We start from the raw sequence: 21,368 nt of genomic DNA, 5'->3' as shown, positions 1-21,368 counted from the left end.
CCCGGACTCGGCCCAGACCCGTCCGTCTCCCCCGAACCCTCCCGGGCTCCGCCCGGACTGTCCTCGGGCTTCGCCCGCACCCTTCAGCTCGGGGGGCAATTCCAGCCTTGGCCGGGCCACTTCAGCCCCTCCGGCGTTTGAGGAGCGGGGTCTGGGGCGGAGCCCCAGGAAACCCGGCTCCGCCGGGCACCGGGCTCCGCCCGGACCCGCGCCTCAAACGCCGGCGAGGCTGGGTTTGCGCGGCGCAGCCGGAAGGAGGCCGCGGAGCCGGAGGAGCTGGATTTGCCCGGCCAAGCGGGAAGGGCGCGGCGCAGCCGGGAGGGCTGATTGTGCCCGGCCAGCGGGAAAGGCGCGGCGGAGACGGAAGGGCGCGGGCGCAGCCGGGGCGGTTGGGAGGGCGCGGCGCAGCCGGGAGGGCGCGGCTAGTGGCAGGGGCGGCGCCAGGCGTCCAGGTCGTAGCGTTTCTGCAAGGAGCTCAGTTTCAGTTCGCGCGAGCGGTCGCAGAAGCGGCCGGTCGGGAGTTCGTACTCCACGTGGAACACGGCCTTCCCCGCCGCGATGAACGGCGTCAGCAGCTCGCACTCGTCGTACTGCGCGCACTGCTCGTTCACCGCGAAGTCGAACGCGTCCACGAGCTGCGGAATCTGGTCCAGGTCGTTCTTCAGGCCGACCGCCAGGCCCCGGTCATGGGCCAGCTTCGCGATCAGCCGGTTGTACCGCAGCTGGTCGTCGGCCGTGAGCGGGAAGCCGGACGTGTTGCGGTAGGCGTCCATGTTGTCCGGCTCGACCGCGTCGAAGCCCTTGTCCCGGCACATGTCGAACCGTTTGGCCATCAGCGGTTCCAGCTCGGTCACGCGCCGCACGTCCAGCCAGCGTTCCCCCTCCCAGCCGTTGCCCTTGCCGATGAGGTCCTTCGGGAAGGCGTCCGCGTCGGGGCGGAAGTCCTCCCAGGCTCCGGTGGAGAGGTAGCAGATGGTCTTGCGCCCGGCCTTCTTCAGCTCCGCGACCTGTTCCTTGGTGGTGGTGAACCCGTCGACGTCGTACACGGGCGCCTTCACCGAGGTGTCGAGCTTCCCGGTGAGCTGCCACTGCCAGCCGACGCCCGGCGGGGGCCGCCAGAGCTCTCCCGGCGCCTGCTCGGGCCACGGGTACGGTTCGTCCTCGTCCTCGCCGTCGTCCGGCGGCCCCGCGGTACACGCGGCGAGCAAGAGCAGCGGCAGGAGCAGCAGCAGTCTGAGTCGTTTCATCCCGCTGCCTCCAGGGCGTACGGGAGGGTCCCCCACGGGTGTGCGCCGGTCCCGGGGACCGCGCAGTGCACGCCCGCCCGCCGCTCCTCGGCGAGTTCGGCGGCGGGCGCGCCCGGCGGGACCGCGTACACGAGGTGGCAGAACCGCTGGGCGGGATGGTCCGCCGTCCAGGGCGGTACGGCGGTCGCGTCCCGGTAGGCGTCCCAGGGTCCCTCGAAGGTGACGAGCAGGTCCGCGAGTTCGGCGTAGCCGGGGTGCGGGTGGACCCCGTGGTTGAGGACGAGGGTGCGGGCGCCGGCGGCGCGCGCCGCGACCGCGAGCCGTCCGTAGTGCGGGAGGAGTTCCGGGTCGGCGGAGGCCTGGTCGAGGAACGCCCCGTCGGTGGCGTACCAGTCGCGGTGGCGCAGCAGGTCCTGCACCACCGCGGCGTGCGGGCGCCGCCCGTAGTCGGTGTCGGCGTACCCGAGGACGGGGACGCCGGCCTCGCGCAGCCGCTCGGCGACGACGGCGAACCGTTCGTCGGGGGCGGCCCCCGGCCCGTTGTCGGGGTTGAGCACCACCGAGTGCAGCCGGCCGGCGGAGCGGATGAGCCGCTCCCAGGCCTCGGGCCGGTCGGCGGGGTGCTCGTAGAGGGGCACCAGCAGCATGGGGTCCTTCTTCTCCTGCGTCTCGTGTGTCTCGTGCGTCTCGTACGTCATCGGTGGGCGGTGGCGCGGCCCAGGAGCAGGCAGACCAGGGCGGCCAGGACGGCGGCGGCGGTGCCCGCCACCACCAGCTGGACCGCGCGGGGCTGGCCCAGCCCGGTCAGCAGGGCCAGGCTCTGGGCGACGGCGGCCGAGGCGCAGACGGCGGCGGCGGGCCGGACCGCTCCGAAGGACTGCAGGAGCAGCCCGGTCCACATCACCGCGCCGAGCAGCAGCAGCGTGGCGACCCGGACTCCGGTCAGGCCGGGGGCGCCGGGCCACAGGAGGGTTCCGGTCAGGCCCAGGAGCAGCAGCACGGCCAGGTAGACGGCGAGGCAGCGGGCCAGGGTGACGAGCATCCGCCGGCGGAAGGCGCCGGGCGAGCGGGCTCCCTGGAGCCCGGAGAGGCTGCCGCTGCGGAACCGGTGGAGCAGCCATTCGGCGGGACCCATGCTGAGGGTGAGGGCCACCGCCGAGGGCGCGGCGACCGCTTCGGCGGGGCCGCCGGCGAGCACCTCGCCGAGGGCGGCGTACAGCACGAGCAGGCCGGTGCCGAGGCCGAAGACCCCGTACGGCACGGAGTCCCCGAGGCGGGGCCCGCGGGCCGCGAGCTGCTCCTCGGCGCCGCGCAGCATGCGCCAGCGCACGGGGCCCTTGCCGGGCCGGCGCGCCGCCCAGCCGCGGATCCGGTGCACGGCGGCCCGTGTCCCGTCGGCCAGCGGGAGTTCCCGTACGGCCAGGGTGCAGGCGGCCGCGAGGGACACCACGAGCAGGGTGACCCGGACCGGCACGGGCAGGTCGACGAAGAGCACGAGCAGCGCCCCCGCGGCCATCGGGGCGAGTGCGGCGAGCAGGACCCGTTCCCGGCCGAGGACCAGCAGGACGGTGGCGGCCCCGACGTAGAGGGCCTGTCCGGCGGCGAAGGCGTAGGAGAACGGCGGCCCGCCGGGCACGGCCAGCGCGGCGGCGGTGCCCAGCAGGGATCCGGCGGGGGCGCCGACGAGCAGGGTCCGCCCGGCGGCGGCCCGGTCCCCCATGCCGAGCCAGGAGTAGGCCCGGTGGGACAGGGTCTGGTCCCAGACCCAGCCGATGAGCGCGCCGGCGAGCAGGGTGAGCGTTCCTGCGGGCAGGCCGAGGCGGTCCTGGGGGCCTTCGAGGAGGGGTGCGCCGAGGAGGTAGGCCAGGCCGGGCAGGGCGAAGATCACCCCGCGCAGCAGGCAGGCGGTGAGGGAGACCTTCCAGGGGTCGGGGGCGGCGCCCGGGTCCGGGAAGGAGCGCGGGACCCGGGCGTAGAGCTCCTCGGCGAGGCCGAAGGAGTCGTGCCGGCCGTAGGTGAGCCGGATGTACTCGTCCGTCATGCCGTCGGATTCGAGGATGGCGGCGATCTCGTCGGGGTGGACGGCGGCGGAGATGAACGCGTCGAGGCGTTCGGCGAGTTCGTCCATCGGGTCGGCGGCCGGGCCGGGGCCCTCGCGGCGGGGCCGCGGGATGGCCGGGAGGGTGTCGGCGCCGTTGGCCGCGCCGGGCGGCTTGAGCCAGAGGGATCCGCTCACCACAGGCCCCCTTCGGCGGAGTCGGTCCGGGGGCGTCCCAGGGCGGCGAGTTCGCGGTACCAGGGGTCGGCGAGCCGTTGGGTCCAGCTGTCGCCGGCGTGGACGGGCAGCACGGGCTGGCCGGCGAGTTCCCGGTAGATGTGCCGGAAGCCGTCCACGGACTGGTGGAGGGTGAACTTCTCCACCACCCGCTTGCGGGCCAGCCGGCCGAGCTCGGCGCGGCGTTCGTCGTCGCGGAGCAGGGCGAGGGTGGCGCGCGCCATGGTCTCGGGCTCGCGCGGCGGGACGACCAGACCGGTGTCGCCGACGGCCTCGCGGACCCCGCCGACGTCGGTGGAGACGGTGGTGCGGCCGCAGGACATGGCTTCGATGATGCTGAAGGGGAAGCCCTCGCTGATGCTGGAGAGCATCACGATGTGGCCGGCCGCGTAGGCCCGGGCGACCTGCTCGATGCGGCCCTCGTACGTGATCCCGTCGCTCACCCCGAGTTCGGCGGCGAGCTCCTCCAGGCGGAGCCGGTACTCCTCGCAGCCGGCCGGGACCGGTCCGAAGAGGCGCAGCCGCAGGGCGGGCAGCTCCTCGCGCATGAAGGCGTAGGCCCGGATGAGGGTTTCGAGGTCCTTGATCGGGTCGATGCGGCCGCACCAGCTGAGGGTGGGCACGTCCGGTTCGGGGCCGGCCTCGGGGAAGGCGTGCGGGTCGACGCCGTTGTAGACGGTGCGGATGCGCTCGGAGTCGGCGCCTCCGCGCTCCTCCCAGCGGCGGTTGTACTGGTTGCACGGGGTGATCAGGTCGGCCTGCCGGTAGCCCTCGGTGTTGAGCTCGCGGTAGAAGCCGAGCATGAGCGCCTTGACGGGCCAGCGCTGGCCGGCGCTGCGGTAGCCGAGGTAGCGCTCGCGCAGGTAGATGCCGTGCTCGGTGAGCAGGAAGGGGACCCCGTCGAGGTGTTTGGCGGCGAGGGCCGGGAGGGTGGCCAGGCCGCTGCTGACGGCGTGGGCGACGCTGTCGGGCGGGATCCGTACGCCGAGCGGGCGCAGCGCGTGTTCCAGCAGGTCGGTGGCGGTGAGCGCGTCGTGGATGGTGGGCGCGGCCGCGGCGGTGGTGAGGCCGGGGCGGGTCCATACGGTCATGAGCAGCCGCAGAACCGATTCGGAGCGCAGGGCCGGGGCGAGTTTCCCGGCCCGGGCGAGGGCGGCCAGTTCGCGCAGTGCGGCGGAGAACCCGTGCCGGGCGGGGTCGCCCGCGGGGTCGAGCAGGGAGAGCAGGAAGGCCTCGTAGACCTCGGTGAAGCGGCGGTGGGCCTTGCCGCGCAGGGCCGAACGACGGCCGCGTCCGGGGGGCGGCCCCCAGAGCGGGACGGCGGTGTGCCGGTAGACGTTGCGCGGCAGTTCCCAGGTGACCGGCTCGCGTCCGGAGCCGGTCAGGGCTATGACGTTGAAGTCGACTTCCGGCATACCGCGTACCAGTTGGTCGCACCAGGTGCTGACGCCCCCGTGGACGTGCGGGTAAGTGCCTTCGGTGAGCATGGTGACGTGACGCCCATGGCTCATACGGTGTGTCCCCCCAGGACGGAAAAGGGGCCGGCGCCCGTGGGTGTGCGGAGCGCCGGCGCTGGGTGTTGCTCGTGACGGCTTGCGGGACGGACGGTCGGCCGGGCAGCCTGAACGTGACGGACGGTCAGCCGGCCGGCTCGGGCGGGACGGAAGGTCAGCTGGGCAGCTTGAGCGTGACGGCGCTCTGGAGGAGCTCCGGAGCGGCCCAGGCGGAGCGGCTGCCGGCGTAGGCGGTGCCGAAGTCGCTGGTGCCGAGCAGCATCTGCTTCTTCGTCCCGGTGGGGGCGGTGACCGGGGCGACGACTCCGGAGGGCGCCTTGACGGTGACGGTGGTGCCGATGCGGTAGGCGGTGACCTTGCCGTCCGCGAGCGCCTTGTCCCAGGCGGCGCGGCGCTGGAGCTCGACGCCGGTGTCCTTCATGGTCTGGTTGACGATCGGCGCGCTCGGCGCGTAGAGGGTGCGGTAGGTGTCGAGGACCTGGTTGAGCACGGGGTAGAGGGTCCGGTCCTCGGCCAGGTTGGCCTGGTGGACGTAGTGCGGGCGGGGGTCGTTGGCCAGTACGTGGCGCAGGGCGGTCCGCGCCTCCTGCGGGACGATGTACTGGAGGTAGCCGGTGTTGACGTCGAGCGCGGCCGGCAGGCAGGTGGAGGTGCCCGGGTTGTCCTCGCAGGCGCCGCTGCCACCGGCGGCGCGGCTGGTGTAGATCCAGTTGTACTCGTCGGCCATCTCGGCGTTGGTGCCCGTGTTGTAGTACACGTTCATCGGGTGCCGGGGGACGGTGAGGGCCGAGCCGACCGTCCGCTGGGCGGGCTCGCGGGAGTTGTCGCTGCCGGCCCACTTGACCCCGGTGTCGGCGAGGGCGCCGGCCAGGTTGGGGTTGTCCACGGGCTGCTGCGGTGCGGTCTTCAGGCCGGAGTGCTCGCCGGTGACCAGCTCGGTCCGGTCGGTGGTGATGCCCTTGGAGGCGGCCCAGTTGTTGTTGTCGCGGATCTGGGCGGCGATGTCGGCGCGGCTCATGTACTGGACGGCGCCCTGGGCGTTCTTCGTGCACGTCCAGGGGACGACGGCGGTGTTCTGGACGCAGCCGAGGAACGGGTGGGTGTAGGTGTGGTTCATCCAGCGGTACTTGGCGCGGTCGGCGACGAGCTGGGCGGTCAGGGCGTCGACCCCGCCGTTCTCGGCCTTCCACTCCTCGCCGGCGCCGCCGTTGAAGAGCATGTCGAGCTTGAAGTCCTTGGACGTCTGCCACTGCGCCGCGTAGACGGCGTCGGCGGCGGTCATCCGGATGGTGCTCTCCTTGCCCTCCCCGCCCGCGCAGGCGTAGTCGCCCGGCGTGCAGTTCAGGTCCTTGTTCCAGCGGGCGTCGGGGGCGAAGACGTCGTCGACGTGGACCGCGAAGTAGTTGCGGCTCTGGCCGAGGTGGACCCCCTGGGTGAGCCAGTCGACGATGCCGCGGGCGAGCAGCCGGAACTGCTGCTGGTACTGGTTGTAGCCGAAGGTGACGACCAGTTCGTTGCGTCCGTCGTGGCTGTACTGGCCGACGAGCGAGGCCCGCCCGGAGCCGACGGGGGCGTCGAGGTAGCTGGTGTAGCCGGGGCGCGGCTTGCCCATGAACCCGAAGCTCTCGGGGACGAGGGCGGAGTTGTCCTCGAAGGTGACCTGTCCGCCGAGGTAGGCGAAGGGCCCCGCCTTGCCGGCCGGGGTGACCGCGGCCTGGGTGCCGTCGAGCTGGCCGCTGTAGCCGCCGTTGTCGGTGTACTCCAGCCCGACGCCCGGGTGCGACCAGGTGTAGGCGTCGACCTGGCGGATCCCGTACGTCGTCTCGTACGCGGCGAGCGCGGCCATCTCGGCCGAGCCCTCGCCGAAGGGGTTCTCGTTCGGCAGGACGACGCCCTGGTACTTGGCGCGCGGCCGGCCGTCGAGGGTGTCGCTGAGGAACGCCGCGTTGATGACCGGGCGGCTCGCGCTGCCCAGCTCGACGCGGGTGTACGGCACTCCGGTGTCCCGGAGCTCCGCGGTGACCGCCTGGACCGAGCTGCCGCCGTCGTCGACGACGAGCACCTTCAGGTCGATCCGCGGTGCCTCGGCCGCCTGAGCGGACGCGGCGGGTACTGCCACGGACACCAGGGCTGCTGCGGCCATGACGGCGGCGAGCCTGTTCATCCGATTCTTGTTGACCATTTCGGCCTTTCCCCCCGCAGGCATCCCTCGACACGGCCCATGGCGGACGGCCGGGCCGGGGAGGCTCTGTGGAAATCATGCAAAGGAACCCCGCGTCCCCTTGCGAGAGTGGACCGAGTCTCTCGGACCTCGTCAGGTCTAAGAGGCAAACCTGGAGCAGAGTCCACGGATGGGTGAACCTGACGGCCCCTTGATCGAACAACTTGCCAAACCTTCGAGTGGCGTGCGGGCGAGCCCGTGCGCGTAGGCTCATTTCTGGAGGCCGTCGGGCCCGAATACGATCGCTACGGATGGCCGTCCACCCACTCGGCCCACACACACAAACGGAAGCGAGACTTCACCACCGTGACTGCTCTGACTCTCAGCACTGCCGGCGCGGCGACGCTCCGCGCCGACGCCCTCGTCGTCGGCGTCGCGAAGGGCCCCAAGGGCCCGTTGGTCGCCGCGGGCGCCGAGGCCGTGGACAAGGCGTACGACGGTAAGCTCGCCGGCGTCCTCGACGCGCTGGGCGCCTCGGGCGCCGAAGGCGAGATCACCAAGCTGCCGGCTCCGGCAGGCCTCAAGGTCCCGGTCGTGCTGGCGGTGGGGCTCGGCTCCGTCCCGGAGAAGGACGAGTCGTTCGACGAGGAGGTGCTGCGCCGCGCCGCCGGCGCCGCCGCCCGCGCGCTGCACGGCACCAAGAAGGCCGCCTTCGCCCTCCCGCTGGAGGACGCCTCGGCCGTCACCGCCGTCGCCGAGGGCGCGCTGCTGGGCGCGTACGCGTTCACCGCCTACCAGGGCGGCGAGAACAAGGCCCGCAAGGAGGCCAAGGGCGCGGCCCCGAAGGCCCCGCTCGCCGAGGTGGCCCTGCTGGGCGCCAAGCCCCGCGACAAGGAGCACAAGGCCGCCGCCGAGCGCGCCGCGGTCGTCGCGGCCGAGGTCAACGTCGCCCGTGACCTGGTGAACACCCCGCCGAACGACCTGACCCCCGAGGCCTTCGCCGCGGTCGCCTCCGCGGCCGCGAAGGAGAACGGCATCAAGGTCCAGGTGCTGGACGAGAAGGCCCTGGTCAAGGGCGGCTTCGGCGGCATCATGGGCGTCGGCAAGGGCTCCGAGAACCTGCCGCGCCTGGTGAAGCTCAGCTACACGCACCCGAAGGCGGAGAAGACCCTGGCCTTCGTCGGCAAGGGCATCACCTACGACTCGGGCGGCATCTCCCTGAAGCCGGCCGGCCACAACGAGACGATGAAGTGCGACATGGCCGGCGCCGCCGCCGTCTTCGCCTCCGTCGTCGCGGCCGCGAAGCTGGGCCTGCGGGTCAACGTCACCGGCTGGCTCGCGCTCGCCGAGAACATGCCGTCCGGCTCCGCCACCAAGCCCGGTGACGTGCTGCGCATGTACAGCGGCAAGACCGTCGAGGTCCTCAACACGGACGCCGAGGGCCGCCTGGTCCTCGGTGACGCGCTGACCAAGGCCTCCGAGGAGAACCCGGACGCGATCGTCGACGTCGCCACCCTGACCGGCGCCATGGTGCTCGCCCTCGGCGACCGCACCTTCGGGATCATGTCGAACGACGACGCCTTCCGCACGTCGATCCACGAGATCGCCGAGGAGGTCGGCGAGTCCTCCTGGCCGATGCCGCTCCCCGCGGAGCTGCGCAAGACCATGGACTCCCCCACCGCCGACATCGCGAACATGGGTGTCCGGATGGGCGGCGGCCTGGTGGCCGGCCTCTTCCTGCAGGAGTTCGTCGGCGAGGGCATCACCTGGGCCCACCTCGACATCGCCGGCCCGGCCTTCCACGAGGGCGCGCCGCACGGCTACACCCCCAAGGGCGGCACCGGCTCGGCCGTGCGCACCCTGGTGCGGCTGGCCGAGCGCACGGCCACGGGCGACCTGGGCTGACGACCGGGATGTGAGACGTGACGCACCCCGGGCCCGGGTCGGGGCCCGGGGTGCGTTCGGCTTATGGCGAAACATCGGGGAACCGTACGTTTCTACGCATCGGTAACCCTCACCTCGGACAGAAGCTCCGTCCACAGTGCGGGCCCGGCGTCCCGCGTTCCCCCGACAAATGCGAAGATGGGTTCTCGGCAGGACAGGGCCCCCACCACAGGGCCGAAGAAACAAGCGGCCGATTACCAGCCGCCGCCCGGTCACAGAGGACCGGTGCCCGGCGCACATGCATGGAGGACGTGACGTGGCGAACGACGCCAGCACCGTTTTCGACCTAGTGATCCTCGGCGGTGGCAGTGGCGGTTACGCCGCGGCGCTGCGCGCATCCCAGCTGGGTCTGGACGTTGCCCTGATCGAGAAGAACAAGCTCGGCGGCACCTGCCTGCACAACGGCTGCATCCCCACGAAGGCTCTGCTGCACGCGGGCGAGATCGCGGACCAGGCTCGCGAGGCCGCCCAGTTCGGTGTCAAGGCCACTTTCGAGGGCATCGACATCGCGGGTGTCCAGAAGTACAAGGACGAGGTCATCTCGGGCCTGTACAAGGGCCTGCAGGGCCTGGTCGCCTCCCGCAAGGTGACCTACATCGAGGGAGAGGGCCGCCTCTCCTCCCCGACTTCCGTCGACGTGAACGGCCAGCGCATCCAGGGCCGCCACATCCTGCTGGCGACCGGCTCCGTGCCGAAGTCGCTGCCGGGCCTGAACATCGACGGCAACCGCATCATCTCCTCGGACCACGCGCTGGTCCTGGACCGCGTGCCCGAGTCCGCGATCGTCCTGGGCGGTGGCGTCATCGGCGTCGAGTTCGCCTCGGCGTGGAAGTCCTTCGGCTCCGACATCACGGTCATCGAGGGCCTCAAGCACCTCGTGCCGGTCGAGGACGAGAACAGCTCGAAGCTGCTGGAGCGCGCGTTCCGCAAGCGCGGCATCAAGTTCAACCTCGGCACCTTCTTCGACAAGGCCGAGTACACGGAGAACGGCGTCCGCGTGACGCTGGCCGACGGCAAGACCTTCGAGGCCGAGGTGCTCCTGGTCGCGGTCGGCCGCGGTCCGGTCTCGCAGGGTCTGGGCTACGAGGAGCAGGGCGTCGCGATGGACCGCGGCTACGTCCTGGTCGACGAGTACATGCAGACCAACGTGCCGACCATCTCGGCCGTCGGTGACCTCGTCCCGACCCTCCAGCTCGCGCACGTCGGCTTCGCCGAGGGCATCCTGGTGGCGGAGCGTCTGGCCGGTCTGAAGACCGTCCCGATCGACTACGACGGCGTCCCTCGCGTCACCTACTGCCACCCCGAGGTCGCTTCCGTCGGCATCACCGAGGCCAAGGCCAAGGAGATCTACGGTGCGGACAAGGTCGTGGCGCTGAAGTACAACCTGGCGGGCAACGGCAAGAGCAAGATCCTGAAGACCGCGGGCGAGATCAAGCTCGTCCAGGTCAAGGACGGTGCCGTGGTCGGCGTCCACATGGTCGGTGACCGGATGGGCGAGCAGGTCGGCGAGGCCCAGCTGATCTACAACTGGGAGGCTCTGCCGGCCGAGGTCGCGCAGCTCATCCACGCGCACCCGACCCAGAACGAGGCGCTCGGCGAGGCCCACCTGGCCCTGGCCGGCAAGCCGCTTCACTCCCACGACTAATCGTCACGGGCGCGACGACCACTTCCGCACTTTCGTTAGGAGCAACTGAAACCATGTCGGTTTCCGTAACCCTTCCGGCGCTCGGTGAGAGCGTCACCGAGGGCACTGTCACCCGCTGGCTGAAGGCCGAGGGCGAGCGCGTCGAGGCCGACGAGCCGCTGCTCGAGGTATCGACCGACAAGGTCGACACCGAGATCCCGTCGCCTGTCTCCGGCATCCTGGCCTCCATCAAGGTCGCCGAGGACGAGACCGTCGAGGTCGGTGCCGAGCTGGCCGTCATCGACGACGGCTCCGGCGCCCCCGCCGCCGCTGCGGCTCCGGCCGCCGAGCCGGCCGCCGCCCCCGCGGCCGAGGCCCCGGCCGCTGCGGCCCCCGCCGCCGAGGCCCCCGCGGCCCCGGCTCCGGCCGCCGAGGCCCCCGCTGCCCCGGCCGCGTCCGGCACCGATGTCGTGCTCCCCGCCCTGGGCGAGTCCGTCACCGAGGGCACCGTCACCCGCTGGCTGAAGCAGGTCGGCGAGTCCGTCGAGGCCGACGAGCCGCTGCTCGAGGTCTCCACGGACAAGGTCGACACCGAGATCCCCGCGCCGGTCTCCGGCACGCTGCTGGAGATCCGGATCGGCGAGGACGAGACCGCCGAGGTCGGCGCCGTTCTGGCCGTCATCGGCGCCGCCGGTGCCGCCCCCGCGGCCGCCCCGGCCGCCGCCGCCCCGGCTCCGGTCCAGGCTGCCGCTCCGGCCGCCGCCCCGGCTCCGGCCGTGGCCGCTCCCGCCGCTGCCGCTCCGGCCCCCGCGGCCGCCCCGGCTCCGGTCGCCGCCCCGGCCCCCGTGGCCGCTGCGGCCCCGGCCGCCACCGCGGTCTCCGCCGGTGACGAGGGCGCGTACGTGACCCCGCTGGTGCGCAAGCTCGCCTCGGAGTCCGGCGTCAACCTGTCCACGGTCTCGGGCACCGGTGTCGGTGGCCGCATCCGCAAGCAGGACGTCCTGGCCGCCGCCGAGGCCGCCAAGGCCGCCGCCGCCGCCCCGGCGCCGGCTGCGGCTCCCGCCGCCAAGGCCCCGGCCGCCGCGGTGTCCGAGCTGCGCGGTCAGACGGTCAAGATGACCCGCATGCGCAAGGTCATCGGCGACAACATGATGAAGGCCCTGCACTCGCAGGCTCAGCTCAGCTCCGTGGTCGAGGTGGACATCACCAAGATCATGAAGCTGCGCGAGAAGGCCAAGGGCGCGTTCCTGGCCCGTGAGGGCGTCAAGCTCTCGCCGATGCCGTTCTTCGTCAAGGCCGCTGCCCAGGCGCTGAAGGCCCACGCGGTCGTCAACGCCCGGATCAACGACGACGAGGGCACCATCACCTACTTCGACTCGGAGAACATCGGCATCGCCGTGGACTCCGAGAAGGGCCTGATGACCCCGGTCATCAAGGGTGCCGGTGACCTCAACCTGGCGGGCATCTCCAAGGCGACCGCCGACCTGGCCGCCAAGGTCCGCGGCAACAAGATCACGCCGGACGAGCTGTCGGGCGCGACCTTCACCATCAGCAACACCGGTTCGCGCGGTGCGCTGTTCGACACGGTCATCGTGCCCCCGAACCAGGTCGCCATCCTGGGCATCGGTGCCACGGTGAAGCGCCCGGTGGTCATCGAGACCGCCGAGGGCACCAACATCGGCATCCGCGACATGACGTACCTGACCCTGTCCTACGACCACCGCCTGGTGGACGGCGCGGACGCGGCCCGGTACCTCTCGGCCGTCAAGGCGATCCTCGAGGCCGGCGAGTTCGAGGTCGAGCTCGGCCTCTGAGCCGAACGGCTTGTAACCAGCCTCACTGTCGGCGCCCCCGTCCGGGATACTTCCGGGCGGGGGCGCCGCCGTATTGTCTACGCATCAGGCCCCGCATGACCCTGCACACCCACCAGGAGATGAAGCCCCGATGATCACCCCACCCGTCGTGCACTCGCTGCGCGAGCAGATCCGCGAGCACATCGTGGAGGGGATCGTCAGCGGGCGCTGGAAGCCCGGTGAGCGGATTGTCGAGCGCCGGATCGCCGTGGAGCTGGAGGTCAGCCAGACCCCCGTACGGGAGGCCCTGCGCGAGCTGGAGACCCTGCGGCTGATCGAGTCGGCGCCGAACAAGGGCGTGCGCGTACGGAACCTCTCCGCGGCCGACCTGGAGGAGATCTACCCGGTCCGGGCCGGCCTCGAGCAGATCGCGGCCGAGCTGGCCGCGCCGCGGCTGGCGGCCGACTGCACGGCCCTGGAGCCGCACGTGGCGGCCCTGTGGGAGGCCGACCGCATCGAGGACGGCACGGCGCAGGTGCGGCACACGGTGGGCTTCCACCGGGAGATGGTGCGGGCGGCCGGGAACAGCGTGCTGCTGCACACCTGGGAGAGCCTGGGCATCGAGGTGTTCACGGCCCTGTCCATCCGCTGGCTGGGCACCGTCCAGAAGTCCTACGCCGAGGAGCACGAGGCGCTGGTCGAGGCGTTCCGCAGCCAGGACCCGGACATCGGTCTGCTCGTGAAGCGGCACGTCCTGGGGTGCGCTCCGAGGGCGTGAGCCGCCCGGCTTGCCCCCATTTGACCGGCACCGCGTGCCTTTCTTCCTGGCACGCGGTGCCGACTTTCGTCAGATGGACGTTTCTTCGTCACTTTTATTTGATCGATCATCGATCAGCGATTTACAGTCGTCGCGGACCTCAACCAGGTCCACCGACCCTGTCCTGCCCGTCAGGGATTTTTTCACCACCTCTCCATTACCCGGAAGGCGGCGCACAGCGATGTCCGACCCCGTAGGAAAGCTTCCGAGCGAGCTCGACCAGCTCCCGGACCGCGACACCGAGGAGACCGCCGAGTGGGCGGCCTCCCTCGACGCCGTCGCCAAGGCCGCCGGTACACGCCGGGCCGAATACCTGCTGCGTCGCACCCTCCAGCACGCCGAGGCCGCCGGCCTCGCGCTCCCCAAGCTGCTGGAGACGGACTACGTCAACACCATCCCCACCGCCGCGGAGCCCGAGTTCCCCGGTGACGAGGAGATGGAAGCCAAGATCACCGCGTGGAACCGCTGGAACGCGGCCGCCATGGTGACCCGCGGCTCCAAGTACGGCGTCGGCGGCCACATCGCCACCTTCGCCTCCGCCGCGTGGCTGTACGAGACCGGCTTCCAGCACTTCTTCCGCGGGAAGGAGGCCGACGGATCGGGCGACCAGCTCTACATCCAGGGCCACGCCTCCCCCGGCATCTACGCCCGCGCCTTCCTCGACGGGCGCATCTCCGAGCAGCAGCTCGACAACTTCCGCCAGGAGTCCGGCGGCAACGGCCTGCCGTCCTACCCGCACCCGCGGCGCCTGCCGTGGCTGTGGGAGTTCCCGACGGTGTCCATGGGCCTCGGCCCGCTGTCCGCGATCTACCAGGCGCGCTTCAACCGCTACCTGCAGAACCGCAGCATCAAGGACACCGCGAACTCGCACGTCTGGGCCTTCCTGGGCGACGGCGAGATGGACGAGCCCGAGTCGACCGCCGCCCTGGCCCTCGCCTCCCGCGAGCAGCTCGACAACCTGACCTTCGTCATCAACTGCAACCTGCAGCGCCTCGACGGTCCGGTCCGCGCCAACTTCCGCGTGGTCCAGGAGCTGGAGGCCCAGTTCCGCGGCGCCGGCTGGAACGTCATCAAGTCGCTGTGGGGCTCCGCCTGGGACGAGCTGTTCCAGCTCGACACCACGGGCGCCCTGGTACGCCGCCTGCGCGAGGTACCGGACGCGCAGTTCCAGACGTACGCGACCCGCGACGTGGCCTACATCCGCCAGCACTTCTTCGGCGCCAACGCCGAGCTCGTGCAGCTGGCCGGCGTGCTCTCCGACGCGAAGATCGCCGAGTGCTTCCACAGCTCCCGCGGCGGCCACGAGCCCCGCAAGGTCTACGCCGCGTACAAGGCCGCCCTGGAGCACAAGGGCGCGCCGACGGTCATCCTGGCGCAGACCGTCAAGGGCTACACGCTGGGTGCCGGGTTCGAGTCGAAGAACGCGAACCACCAGATGAAGAAGCTGACGATCGACGAGTTCAAGGACATGCGTGACCTCCTTGGCCTCCCGATCCCGGACAGCGCCTTCGCCGACGGCCAGGTCCCGTACGGCCACCCCGGTGCGAACAGCCCCGAGGTCCAGTACCTGAACGAGCGCCGCGCGGCGCTCGGCGGCCCGGCCCCGGCCCGCAAGGTCAAGCAGGTCGCCCTGCCGGCTCCGGCGGACCGTTCCTTCGCCCCGCTGCTCAAGGGTTCCGGCAAGCAGGAGATGGCCACCACCATGGCCTTCGTCCGCCTCGTCAAGGACCTGATGCGGGACAAGGAGACCGGCAAGCGCTGGGTGCCGATCGTCCCCGACGAGGCCCGTACCTTCGGCATGGAGTCCCTCTTCCCGTCGGCCGGCATCTACTCGCCGCTGGGCCAGACGTACGAGCCGGTCGACCGCGACCAGCTCATGTACTACAAGGAAGCCAAGGACGGTCAGATCCTCAACGAGGGGATCACCGAGGCCGGCGCCATGGCCGACTTCATCGCCGCCTGCACGTCGTACGCGACGCACGGCGAGCCGATGATCCCGTTCTACATCTTCTACTCGATGTTCGGCTGGCAGCGCACCGCCGACCAGATGTGGCAGCTCGCCGACCAGCTCGGCAAGGGCTTCATCGTCGGCGCCACCGCCGGCCGCACCACGCTGACCGGTGAGGGCCTCCAGCACGCGGACGGCCACTCGCACCTGATCGCGTCCACGAACCCGGCGTCGCTCAACTACGACCCGGCCTTCGCGTACGAGATCGCGGTGATCGTCAAGGACGGTCTGCGCCGGATGTACGGCGAGCAGCCCGAGGACGTCTTCTACTACCTGACGGTCTACAACGAGCCGAAGGTGCAGCCCGCGATGCCCGAGGGCGTCGAGGAAGGCATCCTCAAGGGTCTGTACCGCTTCAACACGGCGGCGGACCTGGCGGAGGCGGCCCCGGCCGCGGACGCCCCGAAGGTCCAGCTGATGGCCTCCGGTACGGCGATCCACTGGATCCTGGAGGCGCAGAAGCTGCTCGCCGCCGACTGGAACGTGTCGGCCGACGTCTGGTCCGCCACCTCCTGGGGCGAGCTGCGCCGCGACGCGCTGGAGTGCGACGAGGCGCTGCTGCGCGGCGAGGTGCGCACCCCGTACGTCACCCGCGCACTGGAAGGCGCCCAGGGCCCGGTCCTCGCCGTCTCCGACTGGATGCGTCAGGTCCCGGACCAGATCAGCCAGTGGGTGGAGCAGGACTACACCTCGCTGGGCACGGACGGCTTCGGTCTGTCCGACACCCGTGAGGGCGCCCGCCGCCACTTCGGTGTCGACGCCCAGTCGATCGTGGTGGCCGCGCTGGCCCAGCTCGCCCGCCGCGGCGAGGTGCCGGCGTCCGCCGTCAAGGAGGCCCGGGAGCGCTACGGCCTCTGAGGCTCCGAGTGACCGCCGGAAGGCCGGTGTCCACCCCCGCGGGGGTCGGACACCGGCCTTTCGCCGTATGAGCGGTGGCGGCGCGGGGGCGCACCCGTGATGCTGGAGCGGTGATGGACGAGACGGAGTTCTGGGAGATCGTGGACCGTACCCGCGAGGCCGCCGACGGCGACCCCGAGGAACACGCCGAGCTGCTCGTGGAGCGGCTGGCCCAGCTCGACCCGGACTCCGTCCTCGACTTCGCGCGGCACTTCGAGTCGCGCTACAACCGCGCGTACACCTGGGACCTGTGGGGCGCGGCCTGGGTGCTGCTCGACGGGGCGAGCGACGACGCCTTCGACTACTTCCGCTGCTGGCTGATCGGGCAGGGGCGGGAGGTCTTCGAGGGCGGGGTGCACGATCCGGACCATCTCGCGGAGCTGCTGGGCGAGTTCGACGAGGAGATCGACGGGGACGGCGAGGAGCTGGGGTACGCGGCCGACGAGGCGTACGAGCAGCTGACCGGGGCGGTGGCACCGGACCTGGGCGTCCCGCTGCAGGCGGCGGAGCCGGAGGGCGCCCCGCTGGACTTCGAGAACGAAGCCGTGCTGGCGGAGCGCTTCCCCCGGCTGTGGGACCGGTTCCGCGCCTGATCAGTAGTGGGTGCCGCCGTCGATGCGGATCTCCGTACCGGTGATGAAGGCGCCGTCCTCGGAGCCCAGCATCGCGACGACGCCGGCCACGGTCTCGGGTCCGGCGAAGCCCTGGCCGAGGGCCGGGGCGAGCTTGGTGAACAGGCTCCAGTCGGTGTCCTCGGGCAGGCCGGGGCCGTTGCCGGTGGTCATGCCGGACTCGATGGAGCCGGGCGCGACGCAGGTGAAGCGCAGGCCCTGCTTGCTGTACTCGGCGGCCAGCGCGTGGGTCATGGACTGGATGCCTCCCTTGCTGGCCGCGTAGGCGGACATGTAGGGGTGCGCGAAGGACGCCGACGTGGAGCTGAAGTTCACGACGGCCGGGCGGTCGCCCGCCAGCAGCGCCGGGAGCGACTCGCGGATCATCAGGAAGGTGCCGGTCAGGTTGACCCCGATGACCTGGTTCCACAGGTCGAGCGTGGTCTGGTGGGTGTGCGCGGAGCGCAGGATGCCCGCGGCGTTGACGAGCACGTCGATCCCGCCGAGGGCGAGGGTCGCGGCGGCCACGCCCTCCTTGACCGCGTTCTCGTCGGATATGTCGAGCACGGCGGTGGTGAGCCGGTCCTGGTGGCCGTCGGCGGCGGCGCGGTCGGCGGTGACCTTGAGGCCGGCCTCGCTGACGTCCACGGCGTGGACCCGGCCGCCCTCGGCGAGGATGCGGTGGACGGTGGCGCGGCCGATGCCGGAGCCGCCGCCGGTGATGAGGACGCGACGTCCTTCGTAACGGTTCATGGCGCGAGCGTACGCGAGACGTGGCACGTTTTGCCATGCTGTCAGGGAATGTCATGACCCTGGGCCGCGGGAGGTTACGCTTCACCCCGTGAGATCCCCTCGTCCGTACTCTCCCCAGGCCGGCCCCGGAGCCCAGTCGCTGACCGAGCGCCGCAAGGCCGCCACCCAGCTCGACATCGCCCGCGCCGCCTGCGAACTGTTCGCCGAACACGGCCCCGACGGCACCACCGCCGAGGACATCGCCCACCGCGCGGGGGTGGCACTGCGCACCTTCTACCGCTACTTCCGCAACAAGCAGGAGGCGGTGGCACCGCTGCTCGCGGGCGGCGGTGACGCCTGGCGCGCGCTGCTGGCCGAGGAGGACCCCGGCACGCCCCTCGCCGAGGCGCTGGAACGCGCCGTCACCCGGTCGCTGAGCGGCCCGCAGGCGGTCGAGGAGGGCCTGGAGGTGACCCGCGGCCTGCTGCGCGCGGCGGCGGGGGACCAGGCCCTGCGGGCGGTCTGGTACCGCGTGAACCAGGACTCCGAGGAGCACCTGGTCCCGGTGATCTCCCGGCTGGCCGGGCCGGAGGCCGATCCACTGGAGGTCCGGCTGCTCGCCGCGGCGGCCACGGACGCGATCCGCGTCGCGCTGGAACTGTGGTCGACCACGGACGCACCCGTCTCGGGCACCGGCTCCCCCGCCGAACTCGCGGTCCGCTGCCTGCGGGACCTCACGGGCGCGATGCCCCTGCTGCGCTGAGTTCAGCGCGACAGGGGCACCGGCCCGGGCCCGCGGCCCTACATGTCGTTCGTGTCGTCTGCGTCGTACGTGTCGTGCGTGTCGTACGTGTCGTGCGTGTCGTACGTGTCGTGCGTGTCGTACGTGTCGCGATCGGTCTCAGTGGCCGCCGCCCCAGCCGCTTCCGCCGCCGTTGCCACCGTCGCCACCGCGACCGCCGCTCCAGCCGCCGCCACCGCCGTCGCCGCCGTTGCCGCCGTCGCCACCGCGGACGCCGCCCCACCCGCCGTCGCCGCCGTTGCCGCCGTCACCGCCGCGACCGCCACCCCAGTTGCCCCAGTCGTGGCTGCCCCAGTCGCCGTTGCCGCCGCGACCGGAGTCGTTCCAGTTCGAGTCACGCCAGTTCGAGTCGTTCCAGTTGTTCCAGTGGTGACGTCCGCTGTTGCCGCCGACTCCGCCGTCGTCCCAGCACCAGCTCGGACGGTCACGCCAGTCCCGGTTGCAGCATTCGTCCCAGCGCCCGTCACGCCAGCTGTTGTCCGAGCACCTCCAGCTGCCACCACCCCCCGTGGGGGTGCTCGCCGACGCACTGGCGACCGGCATGAGGCCGATCGTGAGTCCGGCCGCCCCCGCCAGGCATGCTGCAACGATCCTTCGGCGCATCTTCATGCACCTCCGTACGTGTCTCGCTTATACGGCATTTAGGTTATTCCACCCTCGCCCGCCCCTGCCGCCCTGTCAAAGGGAAAGGCCCCCCGCCGCTCTCCGTGGAGAGTGGCGGGGGGCCTCCCATCAGGCATGACGCTCGTTCGCGAGCGGTCGCGACCTAGAGGTCGAAGTACATCTCGAACTCGTGCGGGTGCGGACGCAGTGCGATCGGGGCGATCTCGTGCGTGCGCTTGTAGTCGATCCAGGTCTCGATCAGGTCGGGGGTGAAGACACCGCCGGCCAGGAGGTACTCGTGGTCCTCCTCCAGGGCCTTGAGGACCGCGTCCAGGCTGGTCGGGACCTGCGGGACGCTCGCGTGCTCGTCGGGCGAGAGCTCGTAGAGGTCCTTGTCGATCGGCTCCATCGGCTCGATCTTGTTCTTCACGCCGTCGAGGCCCGCGAGCAGCAGCGCCGAGAAGGCGAGGTACGGGTTCGAGGACGGGTCCGGCGCGCGGAACTCGACGCGCTTGGCCTTCGGGTTCGAGCCCGTGATCGGGATGCGCATGGCGGCGGAGCGGTTGCGCTGCGAGTACACCATGTTGACCGGCGCCTCGAAGCCCGGCACCAGGCGGTGGTAGGAGTTCACCGTCGGGTTGGTGAACGCCAGCAGCGACGGGGCGTGCTTGAGGATGCCGCCGATGTAGTAGCGCGCGGTGTCCGACAGGCCCGCGTAGCCGGCCTCGTCGTAGAACAGCGGGTCGCCGTTGGCCCACAGCGACTGGTGCACGTGCATGCCCGAGCCGTTGTCGCCGAAGATCGGCTTCGGCATGAAGGTCGCGGTCTTGCCGTTGCGCCAGGCGACGTTCTTCACGACGTACTTGAAGAGCATCAGGTCGTCGGCCGCGGCCAGCAGCGTGTTGAACTTGTAGTTGATCTCGGCCTGGCCACCGGTGCCGACCTCGTGGTGCTGGCGCTCGACCTGGAGGCCCTGGGCGTCCAGCTCGAGGGAGATCTCGGCGCGCAGGTCGGCGAAGTGGTCGACCGGGGCTACGGGGAAGTAACCACCCTTGTAGCGGACCTTGTAACCACGGTTGTTCTCCTCGGAGCCCGTGTTCCAGGCGCCGGCCTCGGAGTCGATGTGGTAGAAGCTCTCGTTCGCGGTGGTCGCGAAGCGCACGCTGTCGAACACGTAGAACTCGGCCTCGGGGCCGAAGTACGCGGTGTCGGCGATGCCGGTGGAGGCGAGGTACGCCTCGGCCTTCTTCGCCACGTTGCGCGGGTCGCGGCTGTAGGCCTCACCCGTGATCGGGTCGTGGATGAAGAAGTTGATGTTGAGCGTCTTGTCCTTGCGGAACGGGTCCAGGCGCGCGGTGGTGATGTCGGCGCGCAGCGCCATGTCGGACTCGTGGATCGCCTGGAAGCCGCGGATGGAGGAGCCGTCGAAGGCGAGCTCCTCCGCCGGGTCGAATGCCCGAGCCGGGATGGTGAAGTGCTGCATCACACCAGGCAGGTCGCAGAAGCGGACGTCGACGAACTTGACGTCGTTCTCCTCGATGTACTGCTTCACTTCGTCGGCGTTCTGGAACATCCAACTCCTCCTACTCCCGGCCCCGGGGCAGGGCGGGCTTTATAGCTCGTGGTGCGTCAGTGCGGTGCCGCACGCTGACCCGACCATAAGCACAAGGGATTTCTCAAGCATGACCCATTTGTTTCGCACAAGTTAACCAGGGTCCCGCCGGAGTGCCGTGAGGCGCCACCGGTACCGTGGTCGGGTGGACAACAGACAGGCAATCGGATCCTGGCTCTCCGGCCCCCGCGCGGCCGCCGAGGAGATGGGCGTCGACTTCGGCTATCCGGGTCAGCGGCTCGGCCTGCCCCAGCAGGGACCCGGCTCCGTGGCCCGGTTCGGGCGCCGGCTCGGCGCCGTCGCGATCGACTGGATCGGCTGCCAGCTCATCGCGTACGGGCTGATCACGGGCGGCGACGTGGCCGCGGCGGGCAACTGGACCCTGTGGCTCTTCCTGGCCCTCAGCGTCCTGACGATCGGCACCGTGGGCTTCACCCCCGGCAAGCGGATCCTCGGCCTCCGGGTGATCTCGGAGAACGGCGGCCGCCTCGGCGTCGGCCGCGTGCTCCTGCGCACGCTGCTGCTGGCCCTGGTCATCCCGGCGCTGATCTGGGACCGGGACGGCCGCGGCCTGCACGACCGGCTGGCCCGCGCCGTCCAGGTCCGCATCTAGGACCGCGGAGCACGAGACGACACAGGGGCGCCCCCCGAACCGGCCGGTTCGGGGCGAAGAGGCCGACCAGGAGGGAGCCGACGACACCGCCGACGAGGTGGACGCCGACCACGTC

16 protein-coding genes are annotated in these 21,368 nt (G+C 71.3%); 8 read left to right on the top strand and 8 right to left on the bottom strand.

The features are described 5' to 3' along the window. Window positions 1-422: 422 nt before the first annotated feature. The 5 genes from AB0D29_RS25895 to AB0D29_RS25875 all read right to left on the bottom strand — a co-directional run bounded on the left by AB0D29_RS25895 (window position 423) and on the right by AB0D29_RS25875 (window position 7,218). A complete protein-coding gene (locus AB0D29_RS25895; RefSeq protein WP_362857458.1) occupies window positions 423-1,247 on the bottom strand; it encodes an endo alpha-1,4 polygalactosaminidase in 825 nt (274 codons plus the stop codon). Further along, window positions 1,244-1,945, bottom strand: coding sequence for a spherulation-specific family 4 protein (locus tag AB0D29_RS25890; protein ID WP_362857456.1), 702 nt, complete (start codon window positions 1,943-1,945; stop codon window positions 1,244-1,246). Before AB0D29_RS25890 ends, AB0D29_RS25895 begins: the two co-directional genes overlap by 4 nt. Next, window positions 1,942-3,483: a hypothetical protein gene (locus AB0D29_RS25885; protein ID WP_362857454.1), complete on the bottom strand. Its 1,542-nt coding sequence runs from the start codon at window positions 3,481-3,483 to the stop codon at window positions 1,942-1,944. Before AB0D29_RS25885 ends, AB0D29_RS25890 begins: the two co-directional genes overlap by 4 nt. Continuing rightward, window positions 3,480-5,033: a GT4 family glycosyltransferase PelF gene (gene pelF, locus AB0D29_RS25880; protein ID WP_362857452.1), complete on the bottom strand. Its 1,554-nt coding sequence runs from the start codon at window positions 5,031-5,033 to the stop codon at window positions 3,480-3,482. Before pelF ends, AB0D29_RS25885 begins: the two co-directional genes overlap by 4 nt. A gap of 157 nt (window positions 5,034-5,190) precedes the next feature. Continuing rightward, entirely contained in the window at window positions 5,191-7,218 is a 2,028-nt protein-coding gene (locus tag AB0D29_RS25875) for a hypothetical protein (protein WP_362857450.1), read from the bottom strand. 345 nt (window positions 7,219-7,563) lie between these two features. Between AB0D29_RS25875 and AB0D29_RS25870 the strand changes: the two genes are divergently transcribed. From AB0D29_RS25870 to AB0D29_RS25845, 6 genes are all read left to right on the top strand, one after another. Beyond that, the gene (locus AB0D29_RS25870; RefSeq protein ID WP_362857448.1) at window positions 7,564-9,102 is read left to right on the top strand and encodes a leucyl aminopeptidase; all 1,539 of its coding nucleotides are present in this window, start codon (window positions 7,564-7,566) and stop codon (window positions 9,100-9,102) included. 295 nt (window positions 9,103-9,397) lie between these two features. Next, window positions 9,398-10,786 carry a dihydrolipoyl dehydrogenase gene (gene lpdA / locus AB0D29_RS25865; RefSeq protein WP_030765666.1) on the top strand — a complete coding sequence of 463 codons (1,389 nt, stop codon included), beginning with the start codon at window positions 9,398-9,400 and terminating at the stop codon, window positions 10,784-10,786. A gap of 53 nt (window positions 10,787-10,839) precedes the next feature. Further along, a complete protein-coding gene (sucB, locus tag AB0D29_RS25860) occupies window positions 10,840-12,579 on the top strand; it encodes a 2-oxoglutarate dehydrogenase, E2 component, dihydrolipoamide succinyltransferase (protein ID WP_362857446.1) in 1,740 nt (579 codons plus the stop codon). A 133-nt stretch (window positions 12,580-12,712) separates the two neighbouring features. Then, complete coding sequence (locus AB0D29_RS25855) at window positions 12,713-13,336, top strand: GntR family transcriptional regulator (RefSeq protein WP_030707528.1); 624 nt, start codon at window positions 12,713-12,715, stop codon at window positions 13,334-13,336. A 220-nt stretch (window positions 13,337-13,556) separates the two neighbouring features. Next, window positions 13,557-16,241, top strand: coding sequence for a pyruvate dehydrogenase (acetyl-transferring), homodimeric type (aceE, locus tag AB0D29_RS25850; RefSeq protein ID WP_362857444.1), 2,685 nt, complete (start codon window positions 13,557-13,559; stop codon window positions 16,239-16,241). A 113-nt stretch (window positions 16,242-16,354) separates the two neighbouring features. Continuing rightward, window positions 16,355-16,873, top strand: coding sequence for a DUF4240 domain-containing protein (locus AB0D29_RS25845; RefSeq protein WP_351295812.1), 519 nt, complete (start codon window positions 16,355-16,357; stop codon window positions 16,871-16,873). Here the strand turns inward: AB0D29_RS25845 and AB0D29_RS25840 are convergent, their stop codons facing one another. Continuing rightward, on the bottom strand, window positions 16,874-17,644 hold the full coding sequence (locus tag AB0D29_RS25840) for an SDR family oxidoreductase (RefSeq protein WP_362857442.1): 771 nt from the start codon (window positions 17,642-17,644) through the stop codon (window positions 16,874-16,876). It lies immediately after the preceding gene. A gap of 88 nt (window positions 17,645-17,732) precedes the next feature. Between AB0D29_RS25840 and AB0D29_RS25835 the strand changes: the two genes are divergently transcribed. After that, entirely contained in the window at window positions 17,733-18,386 is a 654-nt protein-coding gene (locus AB0D29_RS25835; RefSeq protein ID WP_362857441.1) for a TetR family transcriptional regulator, read from the top strand. 138 nt (window positions 18,387-18,524) lie between these two features. Here the strand turns inward: AB0D29_RS25835 and AB0D29_RS25830 are convergent, their stop codons facing one another. Further along, entirely contained in the window at window positions 18,525-18,968 is a 444-nt protein-coding gene (locus tag AB0D29_RS25830) for a hypothetical protein (protein ID WP_362857440.1), read from the bottom strand. Between the two features lie 223 nt (window positions 18,969-19,191). Then, complete coding sequence (gene glnA, locus AB0D29_RS25825; protein ID WP_327413593.1) at window positions 19,192-20,601, bottom strand: type I glutamate--ammonia ligase; 1,410 nt, start codon at window positions 20,599-20,601, stop codon at window positions 19,192-19,194. A gap of 184 nt (window positions 20,602-20,785) precedes the next feature. On the opposite strand from glnA, the gene AB0D29_RS25820 reads away from it, so the two are divergent. Continuing rightward, window positions 20,786-21,253, top strand: coding sequence for an RDD family protein (locus tag AB0D29_RS25820; protein ID WP_362857439.1), 468 nt, complete (start codon window positions 20,786-20,788; stop codon window positions 21,251-21,253). Window positions 21,254-21,368 lie beyond the last annotated feature (115 nt).

It is taken from the genome of Streptomyces sp. NPDC048424 (assembly GCF_040651555.1).
Taxonomy (GTDB): Bacteria; Actinomycetota; Actinomycetes; order Streptomycetales; family Streptomycetaceae; genus Streptomyces.
The sequence above is the reverse complement of the archived record's forward strand: the minus strand, read 5'-3'. Positions and strand labels throughout refer to the sequence as shown.